Below are 22,894 nucleotides of genomic sequence, written 5' to 3' on the forward strand. Positions count from 1 at the left end.
CCCTGTTCCTGCCCGAGTTCGGCGACGCCGCGGCCGACCGCGCGGCGCGCGACGCGCTGGCCGCGCATCTGCCGACGCATCGCATCGTGCAGCTGAACATCGACGCGATCGCCGCTGGCGGTGGCGGCATTCATTGCACGACGCAGCAGGAACCGGCCTAATGCAGCGAAGCTCGGAGACCCCCATGCTGACCAACGCCCTGTCCCGCCGCCGCCTGCTGGGTGGCCTTTTGATGAGCGGTCTGACGCCCTTGACGCTTGCGGCCGATGAAGGCTGGCGCATGCCCGACGAGGGCGAGCCGCACCGCGCTACCTGGATGGCCTTCGGCGCCAATGAACGGGTCTGGGGCAAGCGGCTGCTGCGGCCGGTGCGCGAGCAGCTGGCCGGCATCGCTCGCGCCATCGCCGCCTTCGAGCCGGTGCATATGCTGGTGCGCGAGGAGGAGTACGAGCTGGCAGAACGCTTGTGCGGCGGCAAGGTGCGGCTGGAGGTCTTGCCGGTGGACGATCTCTGGATGCGCGACACCGGGCCGGTGTTTGTAAAGAACCCGGCCGGACGCCTGGGCGGCGTTGACTTCAACTTCAATGGCTGGGGCGAGAAGCAGGCCTATGCACGTGATGCCGAGGTGGCGTCTTTCGTGGCCGAGCGTGCCGGCGCGCAGGGTCTGTCGACCGAGCTGGTGCTGGAAGGCGGAGGCATCGAGGTGGACGGTCAGGGCACGGCCCTCATCACCGAGAGCTGCGTGCTGAATGCCAACCGCAATCCCGGCGTGTCCAAGGCGGCCTGCGAGGCCGAGCTGCGCCGCCTGCTGGGCCTGCAGAAAATCATCTGGCTGCCGGGCATCGCCGGGCGGGACATTACCGATGGCCACACCGATTTCTACGCGCGCTTCGCTGCGCCGGGCGTGGTGGTGGCCGGTCTGGAGGAGGATCCCGCCTCTTACGACTATGCCGTGACCCGGCGTCATCTGGAAATTCTGCGCCGCGCCACCGATGCGCGCGGTCGGCGCCTGCGGGTCGAGGTGATGAAGGGCCCGGAGCAGGTACGACGCGAGCTGGAGACGCCGGAGTTCGCGGCCGGCTACATCAACTTCTATGTCTGCAACGGTGCGGTGATTGCGCCACAGTTTGGTGACGCCCGCGCTGACGGCAATGCCCGCAGCCTGCTGCGAGAGCTGTTTCACGGGCGAGAGGTGGTGCAGCTCAATATTGACGCGATAGCAGCCGGAGGTGGTGGCATTCACTGCACAACCCAGCAGCAGCCGCGTTGAGCCGCGAGCGCGCTAGCCGCTCCCGGTTCATGCAGCCTTGGCGGCAGCCCTCATAAACTTCACTTGGTAGCGTTCAGATCGGGCTGGATAGCGACGCGCTCGGCCGGGCTGCGACTTGCAGCGCGCTGACGTCAAGGCGATGTGCGTACGTCAAAACGATTCGGGCCAGAGGGGGCAGTTTGCCCACTCTGACCCGAGGTGGAGAGGGTGACTTGGCTTCACCCCCCTCAGTGAATCTCAATTCAGGCCATGGCCTGAATGCCGGCAATGGCCCACTCGCGGCTGCCGTCCAGCGGACGAACCAGATGCCAGACTTCATCGAAGTTCTGTGCGGCGGCTTCGCTCTGCTCGCGGATCAGGCCCCAGAAGCGCACGCTGACGATCTGCTCGCCATGCTCTTCCACGCTCTCCAGCACCTGAGCATCCAACTGCAGCACATCGGTACGCTGGACCGCGCCCTTGCGCTCCAGCAGCTCGCTTTGGATAGAGGCGTACATCTGCGGCGTGGTGAAGCGGCGCAGATCGTTCTGGTCGCCCGCGTCGTTGGCGGCCTGCATGCGGATGAAGACCTGCTTGGCGATCTGCTCAAAGCCCGCAGCATCGAAGCCGGCTGGCACGGCTGGCGGCGTGGCGGCAGCCACGGGTGCGGCACCGCTGCTCTGGGGCTGCCATGCCGACTGGGGCTGCTGCACCGGGGGCGGGTTCTGTCCGGGGAAGGGGGCACCGGCACCCGCGAACTGCATGGCGCCCTGAGCTGCCATTTTCTTGGCGGCAAAGCGGCGCATCACGAAGCCGATCACCAGCATCAGCACCAGGCCCAGCAGGACCATGGTCATGATGTTGGCCAGTGCCTCGCCAAAGCCGAAGTGGCTGGCCAGAGCGGCCAGGCCCAGACCAGCGGCCAGACCGGCTACGGGGCCCATCCAGCTGCGCTTGGGCGCTGCGGCTGCGGCGGTACCGGCGGCAGCGGCCGTCGCGCCGGGGGCGGCAGCCTGTTGCGGCGCCGCGCTGTTCTGTGCCGGAGCATTGGAAGGCGCGGGTGTCGCGGGCTTGCCCGGCTGAGACGGGGCAGACTGAGCGGGAACATCTCGCTTCATGCCGCCGCCGCTCAGGCGCTTGGCCTGCACGTCGCCGGCGATCAGGCTGAGGCTGACCGTGGCGGCCAGCAGACCGAGGGAGAGATTCTTCACGTGCGTTGCTCCTTGCTGTTGTACGTGTGGCTCGCAGCTTAACGGTCACTTAAGCCCTTAAGCCGTTTGGGGATGTTGGGGCGCCGGCGCCAGCTTCAAGAGCCTGCAGGCTAGGACCTGTCAGGCGTCGCGGACATCGGCCAGCACGGTGCTGCCGAAGTCGGCGCGAGCCAGGTAGCGCAGCACCTTGGCGGCGGCCTGTTCCGGGCTGTCGAGCTGGCCCTCTCGCTTGAAGCCGGCAAAGCGGGCCTGCTCGGGGAAGCGGCTGGGGTCACCGCTGCGCAGTTGCAGTTGCATGTCCGTGTCGATGATGCCCGGGGCCAGCGAGACGATGCGGGCGCCGTTGGTGCGCTCGGCCTCGTCCAGGGCCATGGCCCGGGAGAGGTTGTCCATGCCGGCCTTGGCCGCACAGTAGGGCGCGCTGCCGGCCATGGCGCGGCGCCCCAGGCCGGAGGAAATATTGAGGATCTTGCGCGGCATGGCCCAGTCGCGGGTGGCGCTCAGAAAGGCGCTGGACAACAGCAAGCTGGCTTCCAGACCGACGCGCAGCGCCCGTGAGAGCTCGGCCAAGGAGACGCTGTCCACCGGCCCCGGCTCCGTCACGACACCGGCATTGTTGATCAGGGTGACGGCCTTGAAGCGCTTGGTGTCCTGGGCCGTGAGCCAGGACTGAAGGCGCTCGGCCGCAGGCAGCGGATCGCTCAGGTCGCAGCGCCATTGCTCCAGGCCGCCGGGTGTGGCCGCCTGGGCCAGGGCCGCGCTCTCGGCGCGCGCGATCCCGATGACTTGGTGTTGCGGTCCCAGCAGCTGGCGTGCCATGGCCTCGCCCATGCCTCGGGATGAGCCGGTGATGATGAAGAGCTGGATGCTGGCTGGGGTGTTCATATCTGTCCTTGGGGGAGGGCGGGGCGTTCGTGAGGGCGACGAGATTCAGAAATCGGCGGGGCAGTGCAGAGCCAGGCCATGCGTGGGCAGGGTCAGAGCGCAGGCATGCAGCATCAGGCGCGGCGCGGGGGCGCCACCGTAGAGGCTGTCGCCCAGGATGGGGTGGCCCAGGGCCTGCAGATGCACGCGCAGCTGGTGGGAGCGGCCGGTCACGGGCTCCAGCTCCAGTCGGGTGCTGTCACCCTCGTGGTCCAGCACCCGCCAGCGCGTGCGCGAGGGTTTGCCCTGGGCATGGTCCACCTTCTGGCGTGGACGGTTGGGCCAGTCGGCGATCAGGGGCAGCTCAATCTCGGCCCAGTCGTCCCGGGGGCCGTCGAGCCGGCCCTGGACCCGGGCCACATAGCGCTTCTCAACCCGGCGCTCGGCGAAGTCCAGGCTCAGGGTGCGCTGCATCTCGGGACCGCGTGCAAAGAGCAGCAGGCCCGAGGTGGCCATGTCCAGGCGGTGTACCACCAGGGCGTCGGGCAAGATCTCGCGCAGACGGGCCCAGGCGCAGTCGCTTTCCTGGCGACCGGGCACGGAGAGCAGGCCACTGGGCTTGTTGACCACGGCCAGCCCGGCGTCCACATGCAGCAGCTGCATCAGAACTGGTCGATCCAGCCCGACTGCAGGGCCGACTGCGGATTGGACCCGGCGGCGCGCACCTCGCGCAGCGCCAACTCGCTGTCTTGTCCCAGACTCTTGAGCACGCAGGCCGCCACCGTGCCGGTACGCCCGATGCCGGCCGCGCAGTGCAGCAGGACCTTGTCGCCCAGGCGCAGGCCATGGGCAATCTGCTCCACACCCGTGCGAAAGGCCAGCGGATCGCTGCCCAGGCCGAAATCCCGCATGGGCAGGTGCAGCCAACGAAAGGGCAGGCGCCCCTCCGTGATGGCCTTGTGATAAGCGGGCGAGAGCTGGGCGACTTCTTCCAGCGGATTCAGGCAGACCAGCAGGCTGAGCTGGCGCAGTCGCGCTTCGTCCAGGAAAGCGCCCCAGCTCTCCAAGCGGCCGGGCATGGACTGCAGCCAGAGCCGGCCGGGCAGGCGGGTATCGGGCAGGGAAAGGGAGCGGAACGGCATGCCGCTATTGTCGACCAGAGCGGCCGCAGATGGCTTGAACATGGCCTGCACATAGCCAGTCGCCCGCCGCATCCGTAGCAGTGACTGCCCAGGGTGGCAGCCAGCTCCAGCCTCCGCGCAGCAGGGGTTCGGCTTCGTCGGCGCGCTCCGAGAGCATCGGTACCCGCCCGAGCATCAGACTGCAGGATGCAGCGCTGCTCCTCGCGCAGACGCTCATCGCGCCAATGGGGGCGATGCAGGGGGCTATCCCGCATGGGCCGCCTCCAGGCTGTGCGAGACTGCACAAGAATGCGCCGGGCATCCGAGGCAGGGGCCGGCATGACGAGGGCATGGAGAGGGATGCGAGCATGGCCGACATGACAGCAGAACAAGACTGGGCCCAGCTCTTCGAGCTGGCACCGGTGTCCTTGTGGCTGGAAGACTTCAGCGCCCTGTGGCAGCTGTTTCAGCGCTGGCGTGAGCAAGGCGTGAGTGATTTGCGCGCACATCTGGCAGCCGACCCCGAGCGCCTGCGGCAGTGCAGCGCGGCCCTGCGGGTGCTGCAGGTCAACCGCCAGACCCTGCAGATGTTCGGCGCCCAGGATCTGCAGGCCTTGCTGCAAGGATTGCCGCAGATCTTTCGCGACGAGATGCTGGTGCACCATGCCGAGGACATGGTGCGCCTGTGGAACGGTACGCTGGAGTACCGGAGTCAGACGGTGAACTACACCCTGGATGGGCGCCGACTCGATGTGCTGCTTCATGTGCGTGTGCTGCCCGGGCATGAACAGGACTGGAGCCGCGTGCTGCTGTCACTCGAGGACGTGAGCGAGCGCGAGTCGGCTCGACGGGCCCTGCTCGGCAGCGAGCGCTATGCCCAGGGTTTGTTCGAGCACTCGCCGGTTTCGCTGTGGGTGGAGGACTTCAGCGGCGTCAAGCGTTTGCTGGACGAGGTGCGTGAGCAGGGCATCACGGACTTCCGGACCTTTACCGATGTGCATCCGGACTTCGTGGAGCGCTGCATGGCGCAGATCCGCGTGCTGGACGTGAACCGGCAGACCCTGCGCATGTTCCGCGTGCCCGACAAGGCGGCCCTGATCGAGGCCCTGCCGCTGATCTTCCGCGACGAGATGCGCCGCCCCTTTACCGAGCAGCTGATCGAGCTCTGGAATGGTCAGCTCCTGCAGCAGCGCGAGACGGTGAACTACAGCCGCGATGGCGAGATGCTGCATGTGCATCTGCAGTTCTCCGTCCTGCCGGGGCATGAGCAGGATTGGTCCCTGGTGCAGGTGGCGCTGACCGACATCAGTGCCCGCAAGAAGGCCGAGGCCTATCTTGAATTTCTGGGCAAGCACGACGCCCTGACCAAGCTGCGAAATCGCAGCTTCTTCAATGATGAGCTCAATCGCCTGGAGCGGCGTGGCCTGGGACCGGTGGCGGTGCTGGTGGTGGATGTCAACGGGCTCAAGGCCGTCAATGACGCCTGTGGCCATGCGGCGGGTGATGCCCTGCTGCGGCGTGCGGGCGAGGTGCTGGCCAAAGCGGTGGAGGCGCCGATGACGGCCTCACGCATCGGGGGCGACGAGTTCGTGCTGCTGATGCCGGGCGCGGACGAGCAGGCCGGCGAGCAGCTGCTGCAACAGCTGCGGGAACTGCTGGAACTCAACAACCAGTTCCATGGCGGCGAGCCGCTGGATCTGTCGCTGGGACTGGCGGTCTGGCGACCGGGTGAGCGGCTGGAAGCGAGCTTGCACCGCGCCGACACCCTGATGTATGAACACAAGCGTCGCTACTACCAGACCCGTGAGCATGAGCGGCGCGCCGGTGCGGCGCCTGCCTGAGCCGGGTGCAGCCGCGCGCTCTCAGGAGCTCAGGAGACGATGTAGGCCGCGGCGCCCACGCTGAGCAGCTGCCCGCTGTGGTCCAGAAACTCCATGCGGGTGCTGGCTACGCGGCTGCCCAGGCGCAGCACCTGGGCGGTCGCGGTGAATCGCGGCCCGGTGGCGGGTCTCAGATAGTCCACCCGCAGATCGATGGTGCCCAGCTTGCTGAAGCGTGCAAGCCGGGTGTCCGGCGCCTCGTCCATATGGCGTGCCCCGATGGCGGCCATGACGGCCAGACCGCCCATGGCGTCCAGCGTGGCGCTGATCACCCCGCCATGCAGGCGATGATGCTGGTAGTGGCCGATGAGTTCCGGGCGCATGAGCACATGGGCTTGCACTGTGTCCGCCTCCAGGCTGTCCACCCTCAGGCCCAGGACCTGGTTGAAGCAGATGCGCGTTTCGAACAGTTCGCACAAGGCCTGCACGAACTCCGGCTCAAACAAGGCGGAACGGGCCCCGCTCATCGGGCCTCGCCTGTCGGTGCATGGAGGTAGCTCCGACGGATTTCGTCCAGCGTGCCCTGGCGCCTGAGCTTGTCCAGCGCTGCTTGCAGCTTCTCGGCCAGTCCAGGGTCGGACTGCTTGTTCAGCGCAAAGTAGTAGGCGCCCCGATCGCTGAGCCGCCACAGCGGCTGCACCTCGGACATGTCCGCACCCAGCTGGCGCATATTCCAGGCCATGCCGACTTCCGTATCTACCAAGGCCTCGGCATGTCCGGCCAGCAGGCTGCGCAGGGCCGAGGTGTTGTTGGACTGCTCCAGCAAGGCGTTGGCTGGCACGCCCGCGGCCTGCAAATCCTTGGCGGCCGCTTCGCCACGCACCACGGCGTAGCGCAGCTGCGCGAGTTGTTGGGCGTCGTGCAGGCGCTTGGCGCCACGCCGCCCGTAGACCCAGGTCACCCGGGGCAGCAGCGGGCCGACCCAGAGAAACTCCTGCTCACGCTCAGCCACCCGGGCGGTGGTGAAGACCATCACATTGGGGTGCATCTGCGCGCTGCGGTAGGCCCGAGCCCAGGGCACGGACTCCATCACACAGCGCAGTCCCGTCTCCGCACACAGAGCCCGGAGCGTATCGGTGGCGATGCCGCGCAGCTTGTCGCCCTCGGAGTAGTTGTAGGGCGCCCATTCCTCGGTGAAGGCCTGCAGGACCTGGGGCTGCGCCAGCGCGCCTGTCATCAGCCACGGGCCCAGCAAACCAGTGAGAGCCAGAAATCGGCGAAGCATGTTCATGCGGCACATGCTGACAGCATGCCATGACAAGACGCCTTGTGAAGCGGCATCAACCCGCAGAACTGGCACCTGCCCAAGCCCACGCGTCGGGGCGATTGCGCGGCTCTCAGAAATGGTAGCCCAGGGTCAAGATCAGGGTTTGTGGACTCGCGTCTCGGACCAATGGGCTGCGTCGGACATCCCCTCGCAGGCTGCCCTGGCCCAGTGTTGCCGTCAGCGACCAGTCGCGCAGCGGGCGGTAGATCACAGAAGCAGATGCCCGCACATCGCGCAAGCCGGCGCCGGGGCTGAACATTGGGTAGCCGCTGGCCTGGGACTGGGCGGCGTTGACGCCGAAAACGCTTTGGGTGTGGCGCGCGTCGGCCCAGCTCATGGCCACGCCAGCGGCCACACGCAGATCGGGCCTCAGGGCGTGACCCCAGCTCACACCCAGGTCCAGCAGGGTGCCGCGCCCGGTGCGCAGGGAGGAGCTGAGATTGAATCCGCCGCCCAGTTCCTGGTTGTAGAAGGCGCCTGCCAGCAGCCGAGGTTTGAGGTCACCCATGCCGCGCAGCGCGCTGCTATCGTCTTCCTCGCGGCCGAAGTCCATGCTCAGCCGAAGGCCGTAAACCTGACCATTGCCGCCGGTTACCCGGTAGCCCAGACCATTGACCACACCAGCAAACCAGCCCTCGCGCCATTGGTAGTCCACGCTGGGTAGCACCCGCAAGCGTTCCTGATCGGAGCCGGCGTAGCGTGGGGCGTGGAGCACGACCGCGCCCGCCACCCCGCCTTGCTCCACGCCTGGTGGCAGCACATTGCGGAAGAAATCTCCCACCTGGGCCTGGGCTGCCACACTGCTGAGAAGGGCGACGCCCGCGAAAGCGGAGCGGAACAGGGATGGGCTCATGGTTCAAAGACTGGGACACAGCCGGTAGCGGTGAATGCCCGTGTTTATAAACTATGAAGTAGTGTTTGTGAACTGAGTGGTCTATTTATTGCCTGACCGGTCTGAGCTTTGGGCTGCTTGGGTGGCCGGGCCGCCGGGCGGCGCAAGCTCAGCAGCGGGTCAGGGCAGCAGATCCTGCATATCGGCCTTCTCGATGATGGCGCCGCGGTGCTGGATGACTCGGGCCGCCAGTCGATTGCCGAACGCCGCGGCTTCTGGCGCAGATTCCCCCCTGAGCCGGCGGCTGATGTAGCCGGCCCCGAAGGAGTCGCCCGCTGCCGTTGTGTCCACGACGCGTGGCACCGCCACCGTCGGGACCGACTGCCATGAGGCATCGGGCGTCTGGCGTACCAAGGTCGCCGCCTCGCCACGCTTGATCACGAGCTCCGGTGTCGGCAGCTTCTGGGCATGTGCAATCGCGGCCTCTGCATCATGGACACCCAGCATCTGCTGATGGTCGTCGAGGGTGATCAGGGCCATGCTCGCCAACTCGTAGGCTCGGGCGAAACTGGCGTAGGCGCTCAAGGGGTCGGCCCAGAGGGCGGGGCGGTAGTTGTTGTCGAAGACGACTTGTGCGCCCAAGGCGCGCATCTGGGCCATTAGCGCGAAGACGCGCTCACGCGCCGCGGCCGACAGTATGGCGAGGCTGATGCCGCTGAGATAGAGCAGATCGAACTCGTGGCATCGCGCTTCCAGAGGCGTCTGCGGCACATCGAAATAGCGGCGTGCCGCGCTGCTGTCGCGCCAGAAGTGAAAGCTGCGTTCCCCCTTTTCATCCAGCTCAATCATGTACAGGCCCGGCAGCTTGCCCGGAATCTGGCGCACCAGTTCCAGCGACAGGCCTTGCTGGGCCCAACGCTGTAGCAAGCCGTCGCTCAAGGGGTCGCAGCCTAGCGCTGTTGCATAGCTCACCGTCGCGGCGTGGGTCTGCATGCAGCGCGCCAGGTAGATGGCGGTGTTGAACGTGTCGCCGCCATAGGCCTGGCTGAACTGTCCGAAGGGTTCGCCCTGCAACTCGAGCATGCACTCGCCCAGCATGACAACTTTTTGGTGACCCGCCCCCATGAAAGCCCCTATTAAAATGAAACATGGTTTCGATATTCTCATCGAACAATGCTTGATTTTGAAACGGTACTCACCCTGATCTGAGCATCGCCATGAGAAGCTCACACCCCTCGATGCCCCCGGGCCGCTTGTTGCTGACGGGAGCCGCAGGCCAGTTGGCGCAGGTCCTGCGGGGATCGCTTGGATCCTTGTGTCCAGAAGAGGGCTTCTCCGGCATCCGCCTGAGTGACCAGCGGGCCTTGCCAGGGGCGCTGGACCGGCATGAGCAGTTCATTCGCTGCGACTTGTCTGATGGCGTCGCGATGCAGACGCTGCTACGGGACGTTTCTGCCGTGGTGCATCTGGGGGGCGTGGCGGGGGAGGGGCCGTTCGAGCCGATCCTCGAAGCCAATGTGCGGGGCGTGTACCACCTCTATGAAGCGGCGCGACTGGCGGGGACCCGCCGGGTGGTGCTCGCGAGTTCAAACCATGTGACGGGCTGCTACCGCCAGGGTGAGCGTCTGGACCCCTGCATCCACAAGCCTCGCCCGGATGGCTTCTATGGTGTCAGCAAGCTGTTTGGCGAACATATGGCGCAGCTGTACTGGGATCGTTGCGGCATTGAAACGGTCAACCTGCGCCTGGGGACGGTGACCGAGGTGCCGCAGGACCGTCGAGCCCTCTCCACTTGGCTGAGCTATGTCGACTTTGTACGTCTGGTCCTGGCGTGTCTGCGTGCGCCCTGCGTGGGCTGCCTCACGGTCTATGGCGTGTCAGGCAATGCCTGGCGGTGGTGGAGTGAGAGCGGCTGGCAGACCTTGGGCTACGAGCCCCAGGACAGCGCGGATCCCTGGCAGCCCATCGTGCAAGACCTGGCCCCTCCCGAAGACACGCCGATGGCTTGCCTTCAAGGCGGCAGCTTTCTGTCCTTGGGTGAGTTTTCCCAACCGGCCGCCTGGCATGGCGCCGGGGTGTCTGCGCCGCTCCATGCGGCCAAAGAGTGATCACTTCTACAACGAGGAGACTTTGATGCAAGTACGTTCACGACTGATGGCCGGCTTTGGTGTGTTGGCTCTGGGGGGTTGGTGCAGCCTTGCCAGCGCGCTGGAGCTGCGCTCTGCAGATGTGCACAACAGCGATGATTACCCCACCGTGGCCGCAGTGCGTCATATGGGCGAGCTGCTGAGCGCAAAAAGCGGTGGCAAGTTCAGGACCAAGGTTTTCAACAAGGGGGCCTTGGGCAGCGAGAAGGAAACCATCGACCAGGTCAAGATCGGCGCGCTGGAGATGACGCGGGTGAACATCAGCCCGATGAACGCCATCTGCCCCAAGACGCAAGTGCCCACCATGCCCTTTCTGTTCCGCTCGGTGGAGCATATGCGCAAGAGCCTGGACGGGCCGGCAGGCGAAGAGATCCTGAAGAGCTGTGAGCCCCAGGGCTTCATCGGCCTGGCCTTCTACGACAGCGGTGCGCGCTCGATCTACGGCCGCAAGCCCGTCAAGACCGTGGCCGATGCCAAGGGCCTAAAGATTCGTGTGCAGCAGTCCGATCTCTGGGTCTCGCTGATCGGCGCCATGGGTGCGAATGCGACGCCGATGCCGATCGGCGAGGTCTACACCGGGCTGAAGACCGGGCTGATCGATGCAGCCGAGAACAATGTGCCTTCCTACGAGGGCTTCAAGCATTTCGAGGCGGTCAAGTTCCTCTCCAGGACCGAACACTCGATGGCGCCGGACATGCTGCTGATGAGCAAGCTGGTGTTCGACAAGCTCAGCAAGGCCGAGCAGGACATGATCCGCGCAGCGGCCAGGGAGTCGGTTGCCTTCCAGCGCAAGAAGTGGGATGAACAGGAGGCCAAGTCCCTGGCCCTGGTCAAGGCGACGGGCGCCGAGATCATTGAGGTCGACAAGGCATCGTTCCAGGCCGTGATGGCGCCGGTCTATGCCAAGTTCATGACCACGCCCGATCTGCAACGCCTGGTCAAGGCCGTCCAGGACACGAAGTGAGCACCTCGGTTCTGAACAAGGCAGCAGCACCAGCCTCCTCGTCCGCAACCCTGTTCACCCGCCTCTGCGCCAGCCTCTCCAAGCTGGCGCTGATGGTGGCCGTGGCGGGCCTGCTGGCCGTGGTGCTGTGCGTGCAGTATCAGGTGATCGGCCGCTATCTGTTCAACGACACGCCCACCTGGGCCGAAGCGCTGGCCATGCTGCTGGTGCTGTACGTCACCGCGCTGGGTGTGGCGGTGGGCGTGCGGGATGCCGGTCATATCGGACTGGAGTCCCTGCTGGTACTGCTGCCCGAGCGCCTGCGCCGCAAGCTGGAGATCCTGATCCACCTGCTGGTGGCGCTGTTCGGCGGACTGATGCTGAAGGCGGGCTGGCTTTGGACCACGCTGAAGTGGGGCGAGAAGAAGCCCATGCTAGGCGTGCCCGAAGGCATGGACTATCTGCCGCTGGTGATCGCGGGTGCGCTGATCGTGCTGTTCTCGATCGAACATGTCGTCGCATTGCTGCGCGGCCAACACGTGGAGCCCGCATGGAACTGACGATTCTTGGCTTCAGCTTCGCGCTGCTGCTGATTCTTGGCGTGCCGGTGGCTTTTGCCATCGGCCTGGCCTCGGTGGCCACTATCATCGCCGCCGGCCTGCCGGTGGCCGTGGTGTTTCAGAAGATGGTCGGTGGCATGCAGGTCTTCAGCTTCCTGGCCATCCCCTTCTTCGTGTTCGCCGGTGAGTTGATGCTGTACGGCGGCATTGCCGAGCGCATCATCCGCTTCGCCAACAGCCTGGTCGGCCATGTGCGGGGGGGGCTGGGCATGAGCAATGTGGTGGGCTGCACGCTGTTTGGCGGCGTGGCCGGCTCGCCGCTGGCCGATGTCTCGGCCATGGGCTCGGTGATGATCCCGATGATGAAGAAGGAGGGCTACCACGCCGACTACGCGGTCAACGTCACCACCCATGCCGCCTTGGTGGGCGCGCTGATGCCGACCTCGCACAACCTGATCATCTTCACGCTCGCGGCGGCAGGCATTGCCTCGGTCAGCGTGTTCAGCCTGATCTTGGCAGCCTTGATTCCGGCGCTGTTGCTGACGGTGTGCAATCTGGTCGCCGCCTACGGCGTCGCCGTCAAACGGGGTTATCCGACGCATGGCGCATTTCCGGGCTGGCCTGCGGTGCTCAGAGCCTTCGGCGCCGCACTGCCCGGCCTGCTGGTGGTGGTGATCATCCTGGTGGGCATCCTCAGCGGCGTCTTCACCGCCACTGAGTCGGCGGCGACAGCGGTGTTCTGGGCGCTGGCCATCACGGTGCTGGCCTACCGCTCGCTGAGCTGGGAGAACTTTCTCAAGGCCTGCGCCAAGGCTTGCAAGACCACCGGCGTGGTGCTGTTCCTCATCGGCATCTCCTCGGCATTCGGCTACTTCATGGCGCTGTACGAGGTGCCGCAGAAGACCGGCGAGCTGATGCAGTGGGTGAGCAACGAGCCTTGGATGATCTTCCTGATGGTCAATCTGCTGCTCTTTGTGCTGGGCACTTTTCTGGACATGGCGGCCACCATCTTGATCTGCACGCCCATCTTCCTGCCGATCTGCCAGAAGTTCGGCATGGATCCGACGCAGTTCGGCATCGTCATGCTGCTCAACTGCTCGCTGGGGCTCAACACCCCGCCGGTAGGCACCACGCAGTTCGTCGGCTGTGCCATCGGGCAGATCTCGGTCGGCGAGGTGATGCGCTCGATCTGGCCCTTCTATGGCGCACTGATCGTCACGCTGATGCTGGTGACTTATGTGCCGGCCTTCTCGCTGTGGCTGCCTGGGCTGATGAAATAGGCGACGCCGCGCCCCTGGGTGCCCTGGCGCGCGCGCAGGGCTCAAGCGGTTGCCCCACCTAGAATTGCGGGCCAGAAGCTCAGGTTCATGCCCGCATGACACGCTATCAATTCCATGACTGCGTGCTTGACACCCATAGGCACGAGTTGCGCGTGTGCGGGCAGGTCGTCGAGGTACAACCGCTGATCTTTGACCTGCTGTGCTATCTCGCGCGCCATGCGGGACGTACGGTCACCAAGGACGAATTGCTGAGCGCCGTGTGGCGCTCAAGTTTTGTGACGGATTCGGTGCTGGCTCGCGCCGTCATGAAGGCCCGGCGCGCCATCAAGGACAGCGCGGACAAGCCGCAGTTCATCATCACCGTGCGCGGTCACGGCTACCGCCTGGATGCCGCGGTGGACACCGACCTGTCACTGCAACTCACCGACACCCGCAAGCAGCAAGATCCATCGATGGGGGCCGCGGCGCCAGCATCGTCGGCAGGGGCCGAGCCCAAGCTCGACCTGGCCGTGCTGCCCTTCTTCAACGAGACCTCCGATCCCGGCCTCTCCTGGGTTGAGCTGGGCCTGCCCAGCCTCGTCCACCATCAACTCCAAACACGTGCCGAGCTGCGCTTGGTGCGCAGCGAGGCCGTGGATGCCTGGACACGGCGCTCGGCCTGGAGCGAGCAGGATGTTGCCCTGGCCTGCCGCCAGCTCAACTGCCGGCTGGCCCTGGTCGGTCGGGTTTCCCGGCGCAGCGACGGTGTGCTGTCCCTGCACTTCCTGCTCGGCAGCGAAGCCGAACTGGGCCTGTCTCGGAGCTTCGAAGGCCTTGATCTGCTGACGCTGGCCCAGAAGCTGGTCAACGAGGTCGAGTCCGCCTGCGGCAGCACGCCATCACCGCAAGAGGAATCGTTCTGGGATGAGCAGAACGCGCGCATTCTTGACCTCGCGGCCCGAGGCGAGTCGGAAAGAGCGCTCGCCTTGCTGGAGTCGTCCCTGCCTCGAATCCGGCCCGACCTCAGGCTCAGACTGGTTCAAGCCCGCCTGCTGCGGGACCTGGCGCGTATGCAGGAATCGGTTGCGATTGCGCGAGCGGCACTGGCGGAGGCCGGGACGCTTGAGCAGGCTGATCTGCAAGCCGAGCTGCTAGCGGAGCTGGGGCGCAGCGCCGTGATATCGGGGCAGATGGACGAAGCCGAGCGCTACAACCAGCAGGCGCTCGAACTGGTTCTGCAAGGCAAGGCCAGCATCACCACGCTACCCAATGTGCTGGTGGGGCGCGGCGAGCAGTACAGATTCAAGGGGCAGGGCGAGGAGGCGGCCAAGACTGCCGAGCGTGCGATTTCCGCAGCGCAGGCGACAGGGGACATCTACTGGGAGCTCATCGCGCGCTGCCTGCATGCCCATGCCCTGATGGCCACACAGCAGCTGGCTCGCGCTCAGGAAAGCCTGCGTAGCGTCGCGCGGGAGGCCCGGGCCCGCGACCTGCTGCGCGTGGAGCTGCAAGCCTATGTGTCATTGGGAACCATTCAGACCGGATCGCGACAGTACGAGGCGGCCCTGGAGTCATTGAGCCGGGCTGCCACGCTGGCCCGGGCCCTGGGATCGCGCGTGCGCTACATCACCAGCCAGCTGCAAAGCATGTTCGCCCTGATCGAGTCGGGGCGCCTGAGCGCGGCGGCTCAGCTTGTTGCACGATTTGAGAGCGAGGTCGGCGAGGACATGCCGCAGAACTCGCGCGAGAGCCTGGAACGGGCCAAGGCCCAGCTGCTGTGGCGCACGGGCCAACACGCCCCCGCGATCGTCAAGCTGGCGGCCATGCTCGACATCGCTCGCCGCAGCCGCTGGTTCTCGCGCTGGAACAGCGCCTCCTTGCTGTGCAACTGGTATCTGGCGCGCGGCGAGCCCGGCAAGGCGCAAGCCCTGCTTGAGGTGCTTCATGACGACAGCAACCCGGCCAGACGCGCCCGATGCGAGGCGGCTGTGATGCTGAGCCAGGGGCTGAGGACCCAGGCGCTCTCGGTGTTGCGGGCAATGTGGCTGACCGAGTCCAGCGAGGGTGCGCCGGGGCAGGACCTGGCTGTGGACCTGGGCTGGCTGCTGATGGAAGACGGCCTGGGGACGGAGCTGGATCTGCTGATGTCCAGGGTGAGCGCGATGAGCGCCGAGCATGCACCAACGGCCTTGCTGCAGCTGGTCTTTGCGGCCAGAAAGCGGGGCCGGGCGCCCGAACCGACGTGGCGGATCGCCATGGATGATCTCGTGGCGCGCTTGCCGGCCCTGCAAAGGAATGCCCCGACGCTGCACGCCTACCTGCAGTCGCCCGAGCTGTTCAGCCAAGCGCCGCCCCCCCTCACACTTCTGCTCAACGCCGCATGTGACTGACGCCGGCTCAGAGGGGCGCGTTTGTCATGACACGGCCTGGCGCGTCGCCCCGTTCCGTGTCATGGGCTGTGCACGATCAGCGGTAGTAGCCGACGCTCATCACGGACTGTCCGTCCGGCAACAAGCGCACCAGGCTGGACTTGCCCTCGATGCGCTTGGTCTGCGGATTGGCCCACTCGTAGTCCACCCAGCCCTGGGCCTGCGGTGATTTGGCCACCTCGATCATTCGCGCCATGAAGGCAAACCCCGTCGCGTCGCGCACCGCCATCATGTGTTTGCCGATGAGCCTTTCATTGCCGCCGTGGGCCAGCACCTTGCCCTCGAGATCGGTAACGGCCACGTAGAGGTCCTTCCTGACCCACTTGGTCTTGTCATGGGTGAAGTCCTTGAAGGCACGGTCCGTGCCCACCTGTTTCACATGGTTGGCCGCTGCATCGGCCAGCACAACGGCCTCCTGCTTGCTGCCACGCGCCTGCGCCTGGGCGCCCAGGCTCAGGGTGACTGAAACGACCGCCAGAGCTGCTGCGCGGCTGATTGAGAGATTCTTCATGGATTGGATTTCTATTGTTTGAGTTGTGGATGTGCGACTGACGCTGACTGATGGGCTTGCTGCTTCTTGCCTCCTTCCGTGTTTCCCTCGTGTTCGGTTCATGGTCCGGGTCAGGCGGCCACCCTCCCGACTTCCGCCGTGATGACGTGCAGGAAGCGCTCGGCCGGAACCGGCTTGCCCAAGAGGTAGCCCTGGGCGAAGTCGCAGCCCAGCTTGCGCAAAGCGGCCAGTTCGCGCTCGGTTTCCACGCCCTCGGCCACCGTCTCGATGCCAAAGGCATGCGCCACATCCACAATGGCTTGGACCAGCTTGCGCGCCCCCTCGTTCTGGTCCATGTTTCTGACAAAGCTACGGTCGATCTTGATCTTGCTGCAACGGATGCGGTGCAAATAGCTCAGTGAGCTGTAGCCCGTCCCAAAGTCATCCAGGGCCAGCTCATAGCCCCGCTGCCTCAGGCTGTTCAAGATGGAGTTCGCCGCATCGACCTCCTCAAAGGCCGCGCGTTCGGTCAGCTCGATCTGCAAGACATCGGGCGACAGACCCAGCATCTCCAGATGATCGAGAAATGCAGACTTGGCCCCCTCGCGGACAAACTGCAGAGCGCTCAGATTGACCGCCACCGGAGGCGCAAGCACGCCGGCTCCCAGCCAGTCGGCACGATCACGCTGCAGCGCTTCCAGGATGTGCAGCCCCAACTCCTCCGCAAACCCCGCACTTTCGGCCAGAGGCACAAAGGTCTCCGGCGACACCGGGCCATGCTGCGGCGAGGTCCAGCGCACCAGAGCCTCGGCATAGCACATTCGCCCGTCGCGGATGGCGTAGATGGGCTGATAGTGCAGGCTGAGCTCGTGACGCTTCAGAGCCTGCCTCAAGGCATCGGTGAGTCGTGCGCGCTCGCGCAGCAGACGCTCCTGTGCCGCTTGGTAGCGCGCAATCCGCCCCTGCCCGGCCACACGAGCTGCTGCCAGCCCGGCGCTGGCGGCACCCAAGGCAGCCGCCACACTGCTGCCATCTGCCGGTAGCAAGGCCATGCCCACACAGACTGAGACGCGCACGATGGCGTTGCCGATGAGTATGGGCTCCGCGGCAAGTGCCTGCACCTGCTTGGCAAATCCATGCAGCTGCTCGTCCCGCCCCTCACCCAGCAGGATGGCGAACTCGTCGGCACTGATGCGGGCCAGACAGTCCGCAGGTCTCACCAAGACCTGCAGCCGTTGAGCCAGAACACGCAGGACGGCATCACCCTGCTGTGTGCCATAGGCGGCATTGATGAGACCGAAATCGTCGATGTCGATCAGGAACAAGGCTGGCCTGGCCTGCGGATTCTGCAGACGGTTTTGAAGTTGCGCGCGCAACTCCTCCCGGTTGGCGCATCCGGTCAGGGGATCATGCCTGGACATCCATGACAGGCTTTGCTGGGCCATGAGTGCGGCCGTCGCGGCACGTCGGGCGCTCAAACAAGACACCAGCCATGCACCGATGACCGCCACAGCGCCCACGCCAAGAAAAACCAATGTCCAGAGCAAGATGCGGCTGGACGAGGCCTGCAGCTTTAGATAGCCCACCACAGCGCCGGCGGCATAAACGTCTCGCGAAACCTCCAGCGGCACCAAGCCATGCCCCCAAACGCGAGACTGGGCTTGTCGGCTGGCTATGAGACGGCCGTCAAGCGTGTAGAGCTGGACGGCCGAGATGGTGCTGGCCTGGGTCAGGGCATCGAGCAAGGCCTGGGCGTCGTCAGCACTGTCGAAGATGAGCGCGGCACTGGCATTGCGTGCGAGCAGATCGGCGCAGGCGCCCAGATCGTCAATGGCGCTGGAGCGAAGAGCCAGAAATTGGACGGCGGCCAGCACGATCAGCATGCTGCTGAGCGCGAAGACCAAGCCTGCCAACTCCCGCGACAGCGCTGTCGTGCAGTTCAGCACGCGCGGCGCGCCCGTTTCGCCCGAGGCGCGCTTGCCTGCGGCTGGTGCAGCAGCCTTGAACGAGTTTTCGACAGTCAGCATTTCTCTCTCACGCCAGGACATCGCCCAGGCCTCGCTGGCAGGCTGGGCTCAGCCCCGGACGGGGCCGAACCACAGTGGCTTTGAACTCACCCGATCAGGGCGCCAGCAAGACCTTGAGGGAGGCGTCGACGGCCGACTTCTCCAGATAGCCAATGGCGGAGGGATTGGCAGCCAGCGCCTTCTTCAAGGCTGCGCTGCTCTCAACCACTTTCGGAGGTTGTCCCTTGCCGGTGAAGATCATCCGCGACCAGTAGGCCTTGATGGCGCTGGCGTTCTTGTTGCTCGTCTCCTGGTAGAAGGCGTCGCGCACGGCATTGCCCTCGGGCAGGTCATGAACCGCAATGGCACCCACGCCGGGAAGCTCGGAGGTCTTGCCCATGTAGAGGCTTTCGGCGGTCGCCATGTCCAGGTTGCGCACGCTGCTCTTGGCGCTGGCCACCAGCACCCATTCGGCAGCAAAGGCACCGGCATGCAGGCCGACCAGGGCGCAAGCGGCGAACAAGCTGCGGGCGCTCGTCTTCAAGTGCTTCATCTCGGCCTCCTCAGAACACGAAGTCCAGCGCGACGGTCGCCAGGCGCACCGTGCCCACCGAATCCGACATCTGGGCGGCACCGGCCAGGGCACCGACACGGCTCATGGTCTGCGCATCGGTGGCGCCATAGCTGTTGGTGCGGGGCTTGTACTGGTCAAGCTGGAACTTCAGAGCCAGCGAGGGCGCCACGTCCACGCGCAGGCCCATGGACAGGGTGCGGTTGTCGGTGTTGGAGGTCTGCGCGTAGGGGGCTCCCTGGGTGAAACGCTGCTCCACCAGGCTCTGATACTGCGGCGCAGCGCTCAGGATGTAGCGACGGGTGTCGGTCTTGCTTGCGGAGTAGCTGACATAGGGCAGCACACGGTCAAAGCGGTAGCCGGCCGTGAGGTAATAGGCCGAGGAGTTGGACAGCTGGGAGTCCGACTTGCGCGTCATGTACTCCGCCTGGACCACCACATTCCCGTTGTCATAGACCAGGCCGAGATCCGTGATGTTGAAGGGCTTCTTGTCACGGCGCAGGGCGTTGAACACCGAGTCGAAGTTGGTGAAGAGCTGGCTGCAGCCGATGTTGGCGCTGAAGCTGGCGCAGCTGGCGGCAGCCGGATTGAGGCGGAAGCCCCGACCGGTTTGCGGCTGCGAGACGGCGAACAGGGTGCTGGGCGCCGCCTGACCATCCGCTTGGTAGTTGGTGTGGCTGGCGTCCATATGGCTGACGCGGAAGGTCCAGCTGCCCGTCTCGGCGCTGAGGTTCAGGCCGGCCATGTGGTTGAACTTGATGCCGGAACCGCCTGCAAACTTCAGGTCATAGCCGCCGTAGTAGGCCTGCAGCGAATAGGACACCGAGCCGAGCTTGCCGCGGTAGATGGCATCGATACCGTCCACGTTGTTGATGGTCGCGGAGTTGTAGACATCCGTGGGGGGACGCACCCAGATATTGGCGTAGCCCACATTGCGGTAGTCAGAGGCCATCAGCACCGGCGCCACGAAGCGACCGGCACGCAGAGACAGCGAGGAGATCGGCTTGTAGGCGATGTAGGCCCAGTCCACCGAGGGCTTGAAGCTGTTGTCCTCGTTGCGGCGCGAGAGCAGCTGCACCACGGCTTGCAGCTTGTCCGTGGGCCGGTAGCTCAGCTGAACGCCGAGCTTGCTGTCGTTGTCGAACTCGTGGCTGGACGCCGTGCCGCTGGGCAGACGATTGTCGGAGCGGAACTCGATGTTCTCGTTGTTGGTCTGGACTGCCGAGAGGGTGCCGAATCCCGACAGCACCAAGGTCTTGCTCTCATTGGAGATCTCAGCGTGTGCCGCTGTGGCGCAGGTCAGTGCCACGGCCAAGCCGAGCACGCTGTAGCGGAGTGAAGTGCTTTTCATAAGTCTTCTGTTCGGGTCAGGGGAGGATGAACGCGACAGCGAACCGACCGTCCAAAGATTCGGCCTCGCGTTGAGCTGGGGAGCTCGGAGAGTGGGGATTCGGCGCACGCAGCGCCGCCTGGGCGCTGCGCGGGGGCTAGCGCCCCCGGGACATAAATGCAGCCTCAGCTGCGCGCGGTTCTGAAGCGCTGCGCGAGCCCAGACAGGCGCAGCGTCTGTTCTTCCAGACTGGCGGCAGCGGCAGCCGCCTGCTCGACCAAGGCGCTGTTCTGCCGGGTGCTGTCGTCGATGCCGGAGACGGCGTGGCCGGCTTCGGCAATCCGCAGGGCCTGATCCTCGCTGGACATGGCGATCTCACGGATGAAGGTCGCGGTGGCCGTGACGGAGTGCAGTGCACTCTGCATCGCGGAGCCGGCAGACTGCACCCTGGCGGTGCCCTGAGCCACCTGCTGAGCGGAGGCCTCGATCAAGGCGGCAATCTCCTTGGCCGAGTCTGCGGCACTGCGTGCCAGGCGCCGCACCTCGCCCGCGACAACGGCAAAGCCTCGGCCGTTCTCGCCCGCCCGGGCGGCCTCAATGGCGGCATTGAGCGCCAGGATATTGGTTTGGAACGCGATGCCGTCGATAAGGGCCGTGATTTCGCTGATGCGCTGCGACGACTCGCTGATCATGTCCATGGAGCTGATGGCGGCCGCAACGGCCTGTCCGCCAGCCTCGGCATCCACGCAGGCCTGCGCCGCTGTCTCGGCGGCACGTTTGGCGTGACTGGCGTTGTCCTGGACCGAGCTGGTGAGCTGCTGCATCGACTGGGTCGTGACCTCGACGGCTCCGGCCTGCCGCTCGGTGCGTGCCGACAGATCCAGATTGCCGGCTGCGATTTCACTGGCGGCATGCGCGATCTCGTTCGCCCCGGCGCTGAGCTGCTCGATCAGGTCTCGCAGGCCGCCCGACATGCCAGCGGCCGCGGACAGCAGGCTGTTGCCGCGGGGGTCCGCGTCAATTTCCCGGGACAGATCACCTGCGGCGATCTCCTGCATCAGATCGCGCACCATCTCGGGCTCGGCGCCCAGCTGCGCCCAGACCCCGGCAATGATGCGCCACGAGGCCACGACCAGGGCTGAGAGCACGATCAGGGCACTGATGAGGGTGACCTTGGTGATGTCGCGCACGCCGTTGCGACTGCTGTCGAGCACCGCATCAAAGCCCGCCTGCGCTTGGGTCACTTCGGCGTCCAGCCTGGCCTGCAAGGCCTTGAGGCTTTCCTGCATGCGCGGTACGGCGCTGGCCGCTTCGCCGGTGCCTGTGCCCAGAAGGATCAGGGCGGTCTCGCGGGCATGGCTGGCATAGCTGTCCAGCAGGGCGCCAAGTTCTTCGTCGATCTCGGCGTGCCCCGGAATGCTGCCGATGGCGCGCAGCTGCTGCTCGATGTTCGATCGCAGTCGCTCGGCGTCCTCCAGCCTGCGCGGTTCGGACTCGCTGACAGCCGCCTGGAATGCCGTGGACATGGGCTCAACCAGCGACTGCGCTCGGGTGATCCCCGCGAGGTAGGGGTAGGCGGCGCTTCCCAGACCCTCGATGTCCTCGGTGGTATGGCTGGCCACCGTGAGGATGATGCCCACGCTGATGGTAAAAATCGCGGCCGCCGTGGCAGGCAAGGCCCAGATACGTTTCTTGAATCCCATGATGACCGAGGAGGCTGGTGCACCGTTTTTTTGCAGAGGTGCGCAGTCTCGGCCGTGGGCTTCGGCCCGTCATGATCGGTCCATGACCAAATCGTGATCAGTGGATTCCTCGGGTGCGAACGCCCTGAGGATGTGCCTGCTCAGCCTGGCCGCCGGCGCCACAAACGCGAGATGGTCCACAGATTCATGCTGAGCAGGCAGGCTTCCAGCAGCACGCCCCCCACCGAGCCGACGCAGACATTGTTCACCAGCCAGAGGGCGGTGCCCACCAGCATCAGCGCGCGCATGGCCAGGCCGTGCAGGAAGAAAAGGGAAAACGTGCCGATGCAGGAGGCCAGGATGGGCAGCAGGGACAGCCAGCCACTGAACAGCGCGTAGCCCATCCCGAGGCTCAGGGCGATGAAGAAGACGCCGACCGCCGGGCGGCGCCAGCGTATCGCGGCCATGGAGCGTGCCAGGGAGATCAGGCTGCTGGCAGCCGCGCTCGGGTGTCCCAGCATGGCGAAGTGCAGGGCATAGGCCAGGCACTCCAGGGCCATGAAAAGCTTGAAGCGCCGGTCATCGGTCTGCGCGAAGCACAGCAGGCCCAGCAAGAAGGCGGCATATCCCGCCAGCTGCGCCGGCGACAGCAGATCCGTGATCGTGGTCATGGACTCGGCGTTGCGAGGGTCCCAGGCCGACGCAGAGCGTTCAGTCAAGGGGCTGGCAGCGGCGCGTCGAGAAGCACGCACCCAGCCCTCGTCCACGGCGTGCCGCTTGGTCGCGGGTGTCGTTCCCGGGATCTTGCGCGGGGCGAACCCGGTAGCCGGGGCGCGAGATCGCTGGGCTCATGGCTTGGGGTCTCGATGCAAGGATGTCCAGCCGGCCTTCGGACTCATGTCCCGCAAGTCCCAGGCCGCCGCATCGAAGGCGCGGCTGCGCGGCGCGTGGCGCGGAAAGCCGCTGGACTGGGTTTCGCTGTCGATGATCTGGCCGCGCCCCTCGAGCACATCGGACAGCAGCTTGGCGTCAATCGGGTCCCGGTCCCAGGGC

The 22,894-nt window shown here is 65.7% G+C and carries 23 protein-coding genes; 8 read left to right on the plus strand and 15 right to left on the minus strand.

The features are described 5' to 3' along the window. On the plus strand, positions 1-161 hold a 161-nt coding region (locus ACK5F2_RS08280), incomplete at its 5' end, for an agmatine deiminase family protein (RefSeq protein WP_409864063.1). A 23-nt stretch (positions 162-184) separates the two neighbouring features. Next, on the plus strand, positions 185-1,270 hold the full coding sequence (locus ACK5F2_RS08285; protein WP_409864032.1) for an agmatine/peptidylarginine deiminase: 1,086 nt from the start codon (positions 185-187) through the stop codon (positions 1,268-1,270). Between the two features lie 242 nt (positions 1,271-1,512). On the opposite strand, the gene ACK5F2_RS08290 is transcribed toward ACK5F2_RS08285, so the two are convergent. From ACK5F2_RS08290 to ACK5F2_RS08305, 4 genes are all read right to left on the minus strand, one after another. Then, positions 1,513-2,460: a Tim44 domain-containing protein gene (locus ACK5F2_RS08290; protein WP_409864033.1), complete on the minus strand. Its 948-nt coding sequence runs from the start codon at positions 2,458-2,460 to the stop codon at positions 1,513-1,515. A 120-nt stretch (positions 2,461-2,580) separates the two neighbouring features. Then, positions 2,581-3,345 (minus strand): SDR family NAD(P)-dependent oxidoreductase, encoded by a 765-nt coding sequence (locus ACK5F2_RS08295; protein ID WP_409864035.1) that lies wholly within the window; start codon positions 3,343-3,345, stop codon positions 2,581-2,583. Positions 3,346-3,390: 45 nt separating this feature from the next. Next, positions 3,391-3,987 (minus strand): RluA family pseudouridine synthase, encoded by a 597-nt coding sequence (locus ACK5F2_RS08300; RefSeq protein ID WP_409864036.1) that lies wholly within the window; start codon positions 3,985-3,987, stop codon positions 3,391-3,393. Then, positions 3,987-4,508, minus strand: coding sequence for a tyrosine-protein phosphatase (locus ACK5F2_RS08305; protein WP_409864038.1), 522 nt, complete (start codon positions 4,506-4,508; stop codon positions 3,987-3,989). Before ACK5F2_RS08305 ends, ACK5F2_RS08300 begins: the two co-directional genes overlap by 1 nt. A gap of 314 nt (positions 4,509-4,822) precedes the next feature. On the opposite strand from ACK5F2_RS08305, the gene ACK5F2_RS08310 reads away from it, so the two are divergent. Further along, on the plus strand, positions 4,823-6,286 hold the full coding sequence (locus ACK5F2_RS08310; protein ID WP_409864039.1) for a diguanylate cyclase domain-containing protein: 1,464 nt from the start codon (positions 4,823-4,825) through the stop codon (positions 6,284-6,286). 29 nt (positions 6,287-6,315) lie between these two features. On the opposite strand, the gene ACK5F2_RS08315 is transcribed toward ACK5F2_RS08310, so the two are convergent. The 4 genes from ACK5F2_RS08315 to ACK5F2_RS08330 form a co-directional block, all read right to left on the minus strand. Next, a complete protein-coding gene (locus ACK5F2_RS08315; protein WP_409864040.1) occupies positions 6,316-6,792 on the minus strand; it encodes a thioesterase family protein in 477 nt (158 codons plus the stop codon). Further along, positions 6,789-7,556, minus strand: a complete 768-nt coding sequence (locus ACK5F2_RS08320; RefSeq protein ID WP_409864041.1) for a substrate-binding periplasmic protein — start codon at positions 7,554-7,556, stop codon at positions 6,789-6,791. Before ACK5F2_RS08320 ends, ACK5F2_RS08315 begins: the two co-directional genes overlap by 4 nt. Before the next feature lie 106 nt (positions 7,557-7,662). Continuing rightward, positions 7,663-8,445 (minus strand): MipA/OmpV family protein, encoded by a 783-nt coding sequence (locus ACK5F2_RS08325; RefSeq protein WP_409864042.1) that lies wholly within the window; start codon positions 8,443-8,445, stop codon positions 7,663-7,665. A 159-nt stretch (positions 8,446-8,604) separates the two neighbouring features. Beyond that, positions 8,605-9,654: a sugar kinase gene (locus tag ACK5F2_RS08330; protein ID WP_409864044.1), complete on the minus strand. Its 1,050-nt coding sequence runs from the start codon at positions 9,652-9,654 to the stop codon at positions 8,605-8,607. On the opposite strand from ACK5F2_RS08330, the gene ACK5F2_RS08335 reads away from it, so the two are divergent. The 5 genes from ACK5F2_RS08335 (at position 9,642) to ACK5F2_RS08355 (ending at position 15,723) form a co-directional block, all read left to right on the plus strand. After that, positions 9,642-10,532, plus strand: coding sequence for an NAD-dependent epimerase/dehydratase family protein (locus tag ACK5F2_RS08335; RefSeq protein ID WP_409864046.1), 891 nt, complete (start codon positions 9,642-9,644; stop codon positions 10,530-10,532). The two genes, ACK5F2_RS08330 and ACK5F2_RS08335, sit on opposite strands and share 13 nt — an antisense overlap. A 25-nt stretch (positions 10,533-10,557) precedes the next feature. Further along, positions 10,558-11,535, plus strand: a complete 978-nt coding sequence (locus ACK5F2_RS08340) for a TRAP transporter substrate-binding protein (RefSeq protein ID WP_409864048.1) — start codon at positions 10,558-10,560, stop codon at positions 11,533-11,535. A 50-nt stretch (positions 11,536-11,585) separates the two neighbouring features. Further along, positions 11,586-12,074 (plus strand): TRAP transporter small permease, encoded by a 489-nt coding sequence (locus ACK5F2_RS08345; protein ID WP_409864064.1) that lies wholly within the window; start codon positions 11,586-11,588, stop codon positions 12,072-12,074. Next, positions 12,065-13,354 (plus strand): TRAP transporter large permease, encoded by a 1,290-nt coding sequence (locus ACK5F2_RS08350; protein ID WP_409864050.1) that lies wholly within the window; start codon positions 12,065-12,067, stop codon positions 13,352-13,354. The genes ACK5F2_RS08345 and ACK5F2_RS08350 overlap by 10 nt, the downstream gene beginning before the upstream one ends. A gap of 95 nt (positions 13,355-13,449) precedes the next feature. Then, a complete protein-coding gene (locus ACK5F2_RS08355; protein WP_409864052.1) occupies positions 13,450-15,723 on the plus strand; it encodes a winged helix-turn-helix domain-containing protein in 2,274 nt (757 codons plus the stop codon). 76 nt (positions 15,724-15,799) lie between these two features. On the opposite strand, the gene ACK5F2_RS08360 is transcribed toward ACK5F2_RS08355, so the two are convergent. The 7 genes from ACK5F2_RS08360 to ACK5F2_RS08390 form a co-directional block, all read right to left on the minus strand. Then, positions 15,800-16,273 (minus strand): cache domain-containing protein, encoded by a 474-nt coding sequence (locus ACK5F2_RS08360; RefSeq protein ID WP_409864053.1) that lies wholly within the window; start codon positions 16,271-16,273, stop codon positions 15,800-15,802. Positions 16,274-16,383: 110 nt separating this feature from the next. Next, positions 16,384-18,279, minus strand: a complete 1,896-nt coding sequence (locus ACK5F2_RS08365) for a putative bifunctional diguanylate cyclase/phosphodiesterase (protein ID WP_409864055.1) — start codon at positions 18,277-18,279, stop codon at positions 16,384-16,386. Positions 18,280-18,373: 94 nt separating this feature from the next. Further along, positions 18,374-18,811: a phosphate ABC transporter substrate-binding protein gene (locus tag ACK5F2_RS08370; RefSeq protein ID WP_409864057.1), complete on the minus strand. Its 438-nt coding sequence runs from the start codon at positions 18,809-18,811 to the stop codon at positions 18,374-18,376. A gap of 10 nt (positions 18,812-18,821) precedes the next feature. Further along, positions 18,822-20,180: a hypothetical protein gene (locus tag ACK5F2_RS08375; protein ID WP_409864058.1), complete on the minus strand. Its 1,359-nt coding sequence runs from the start codon at positions 20,178-20,180 to the stop codon at positions 18,822-18,824. 164 nt (positions 20,181-20,344) lie between these two features. Beyond that, the gene (locus ACK5F2_RS08380) at positions 20,345-21,862 is read right to left on the minus strand and encodes a methyl-accepting chemotaxis protein (protein WP_409864060.1); all 1,518 of its coding nucleotides are present in this window, start codon (positions 21,860-21,862) and stop codon (positions 20,345-20,347) included. Between the two features lie 140 nt (positions 21,863-22,002). Next, the gene (locus tag ACK5F2_RS08385) at positions 22,003-22,512 is read right to left on the minus strand and encodes a YgjV family protein (protein WP_409864061.1); all 510 of its coding nucleotides are present in this window, start codon (positions 22,510-22,512) and stop codon (positions 22,003-22,005) included. A gap of 177 nt (positions 22,513-22,689) precedes the next feature. Beyond that, positions 22,690-22,894: hypothetical protein (locus ACK5F2_RS08390; protein ID WP_409864062.1), on the minus strand; the 205-nt coding region annotated here is incomplete at its 5' end.

The organism is Roseateles sp. (assembly GCF_046300915.1).
Lineage (GTDB): Bacteria > Pseudomonadota > Gammaproteobacteria > Burkholderiales > Burkholderiaceae_C > Kinneretia.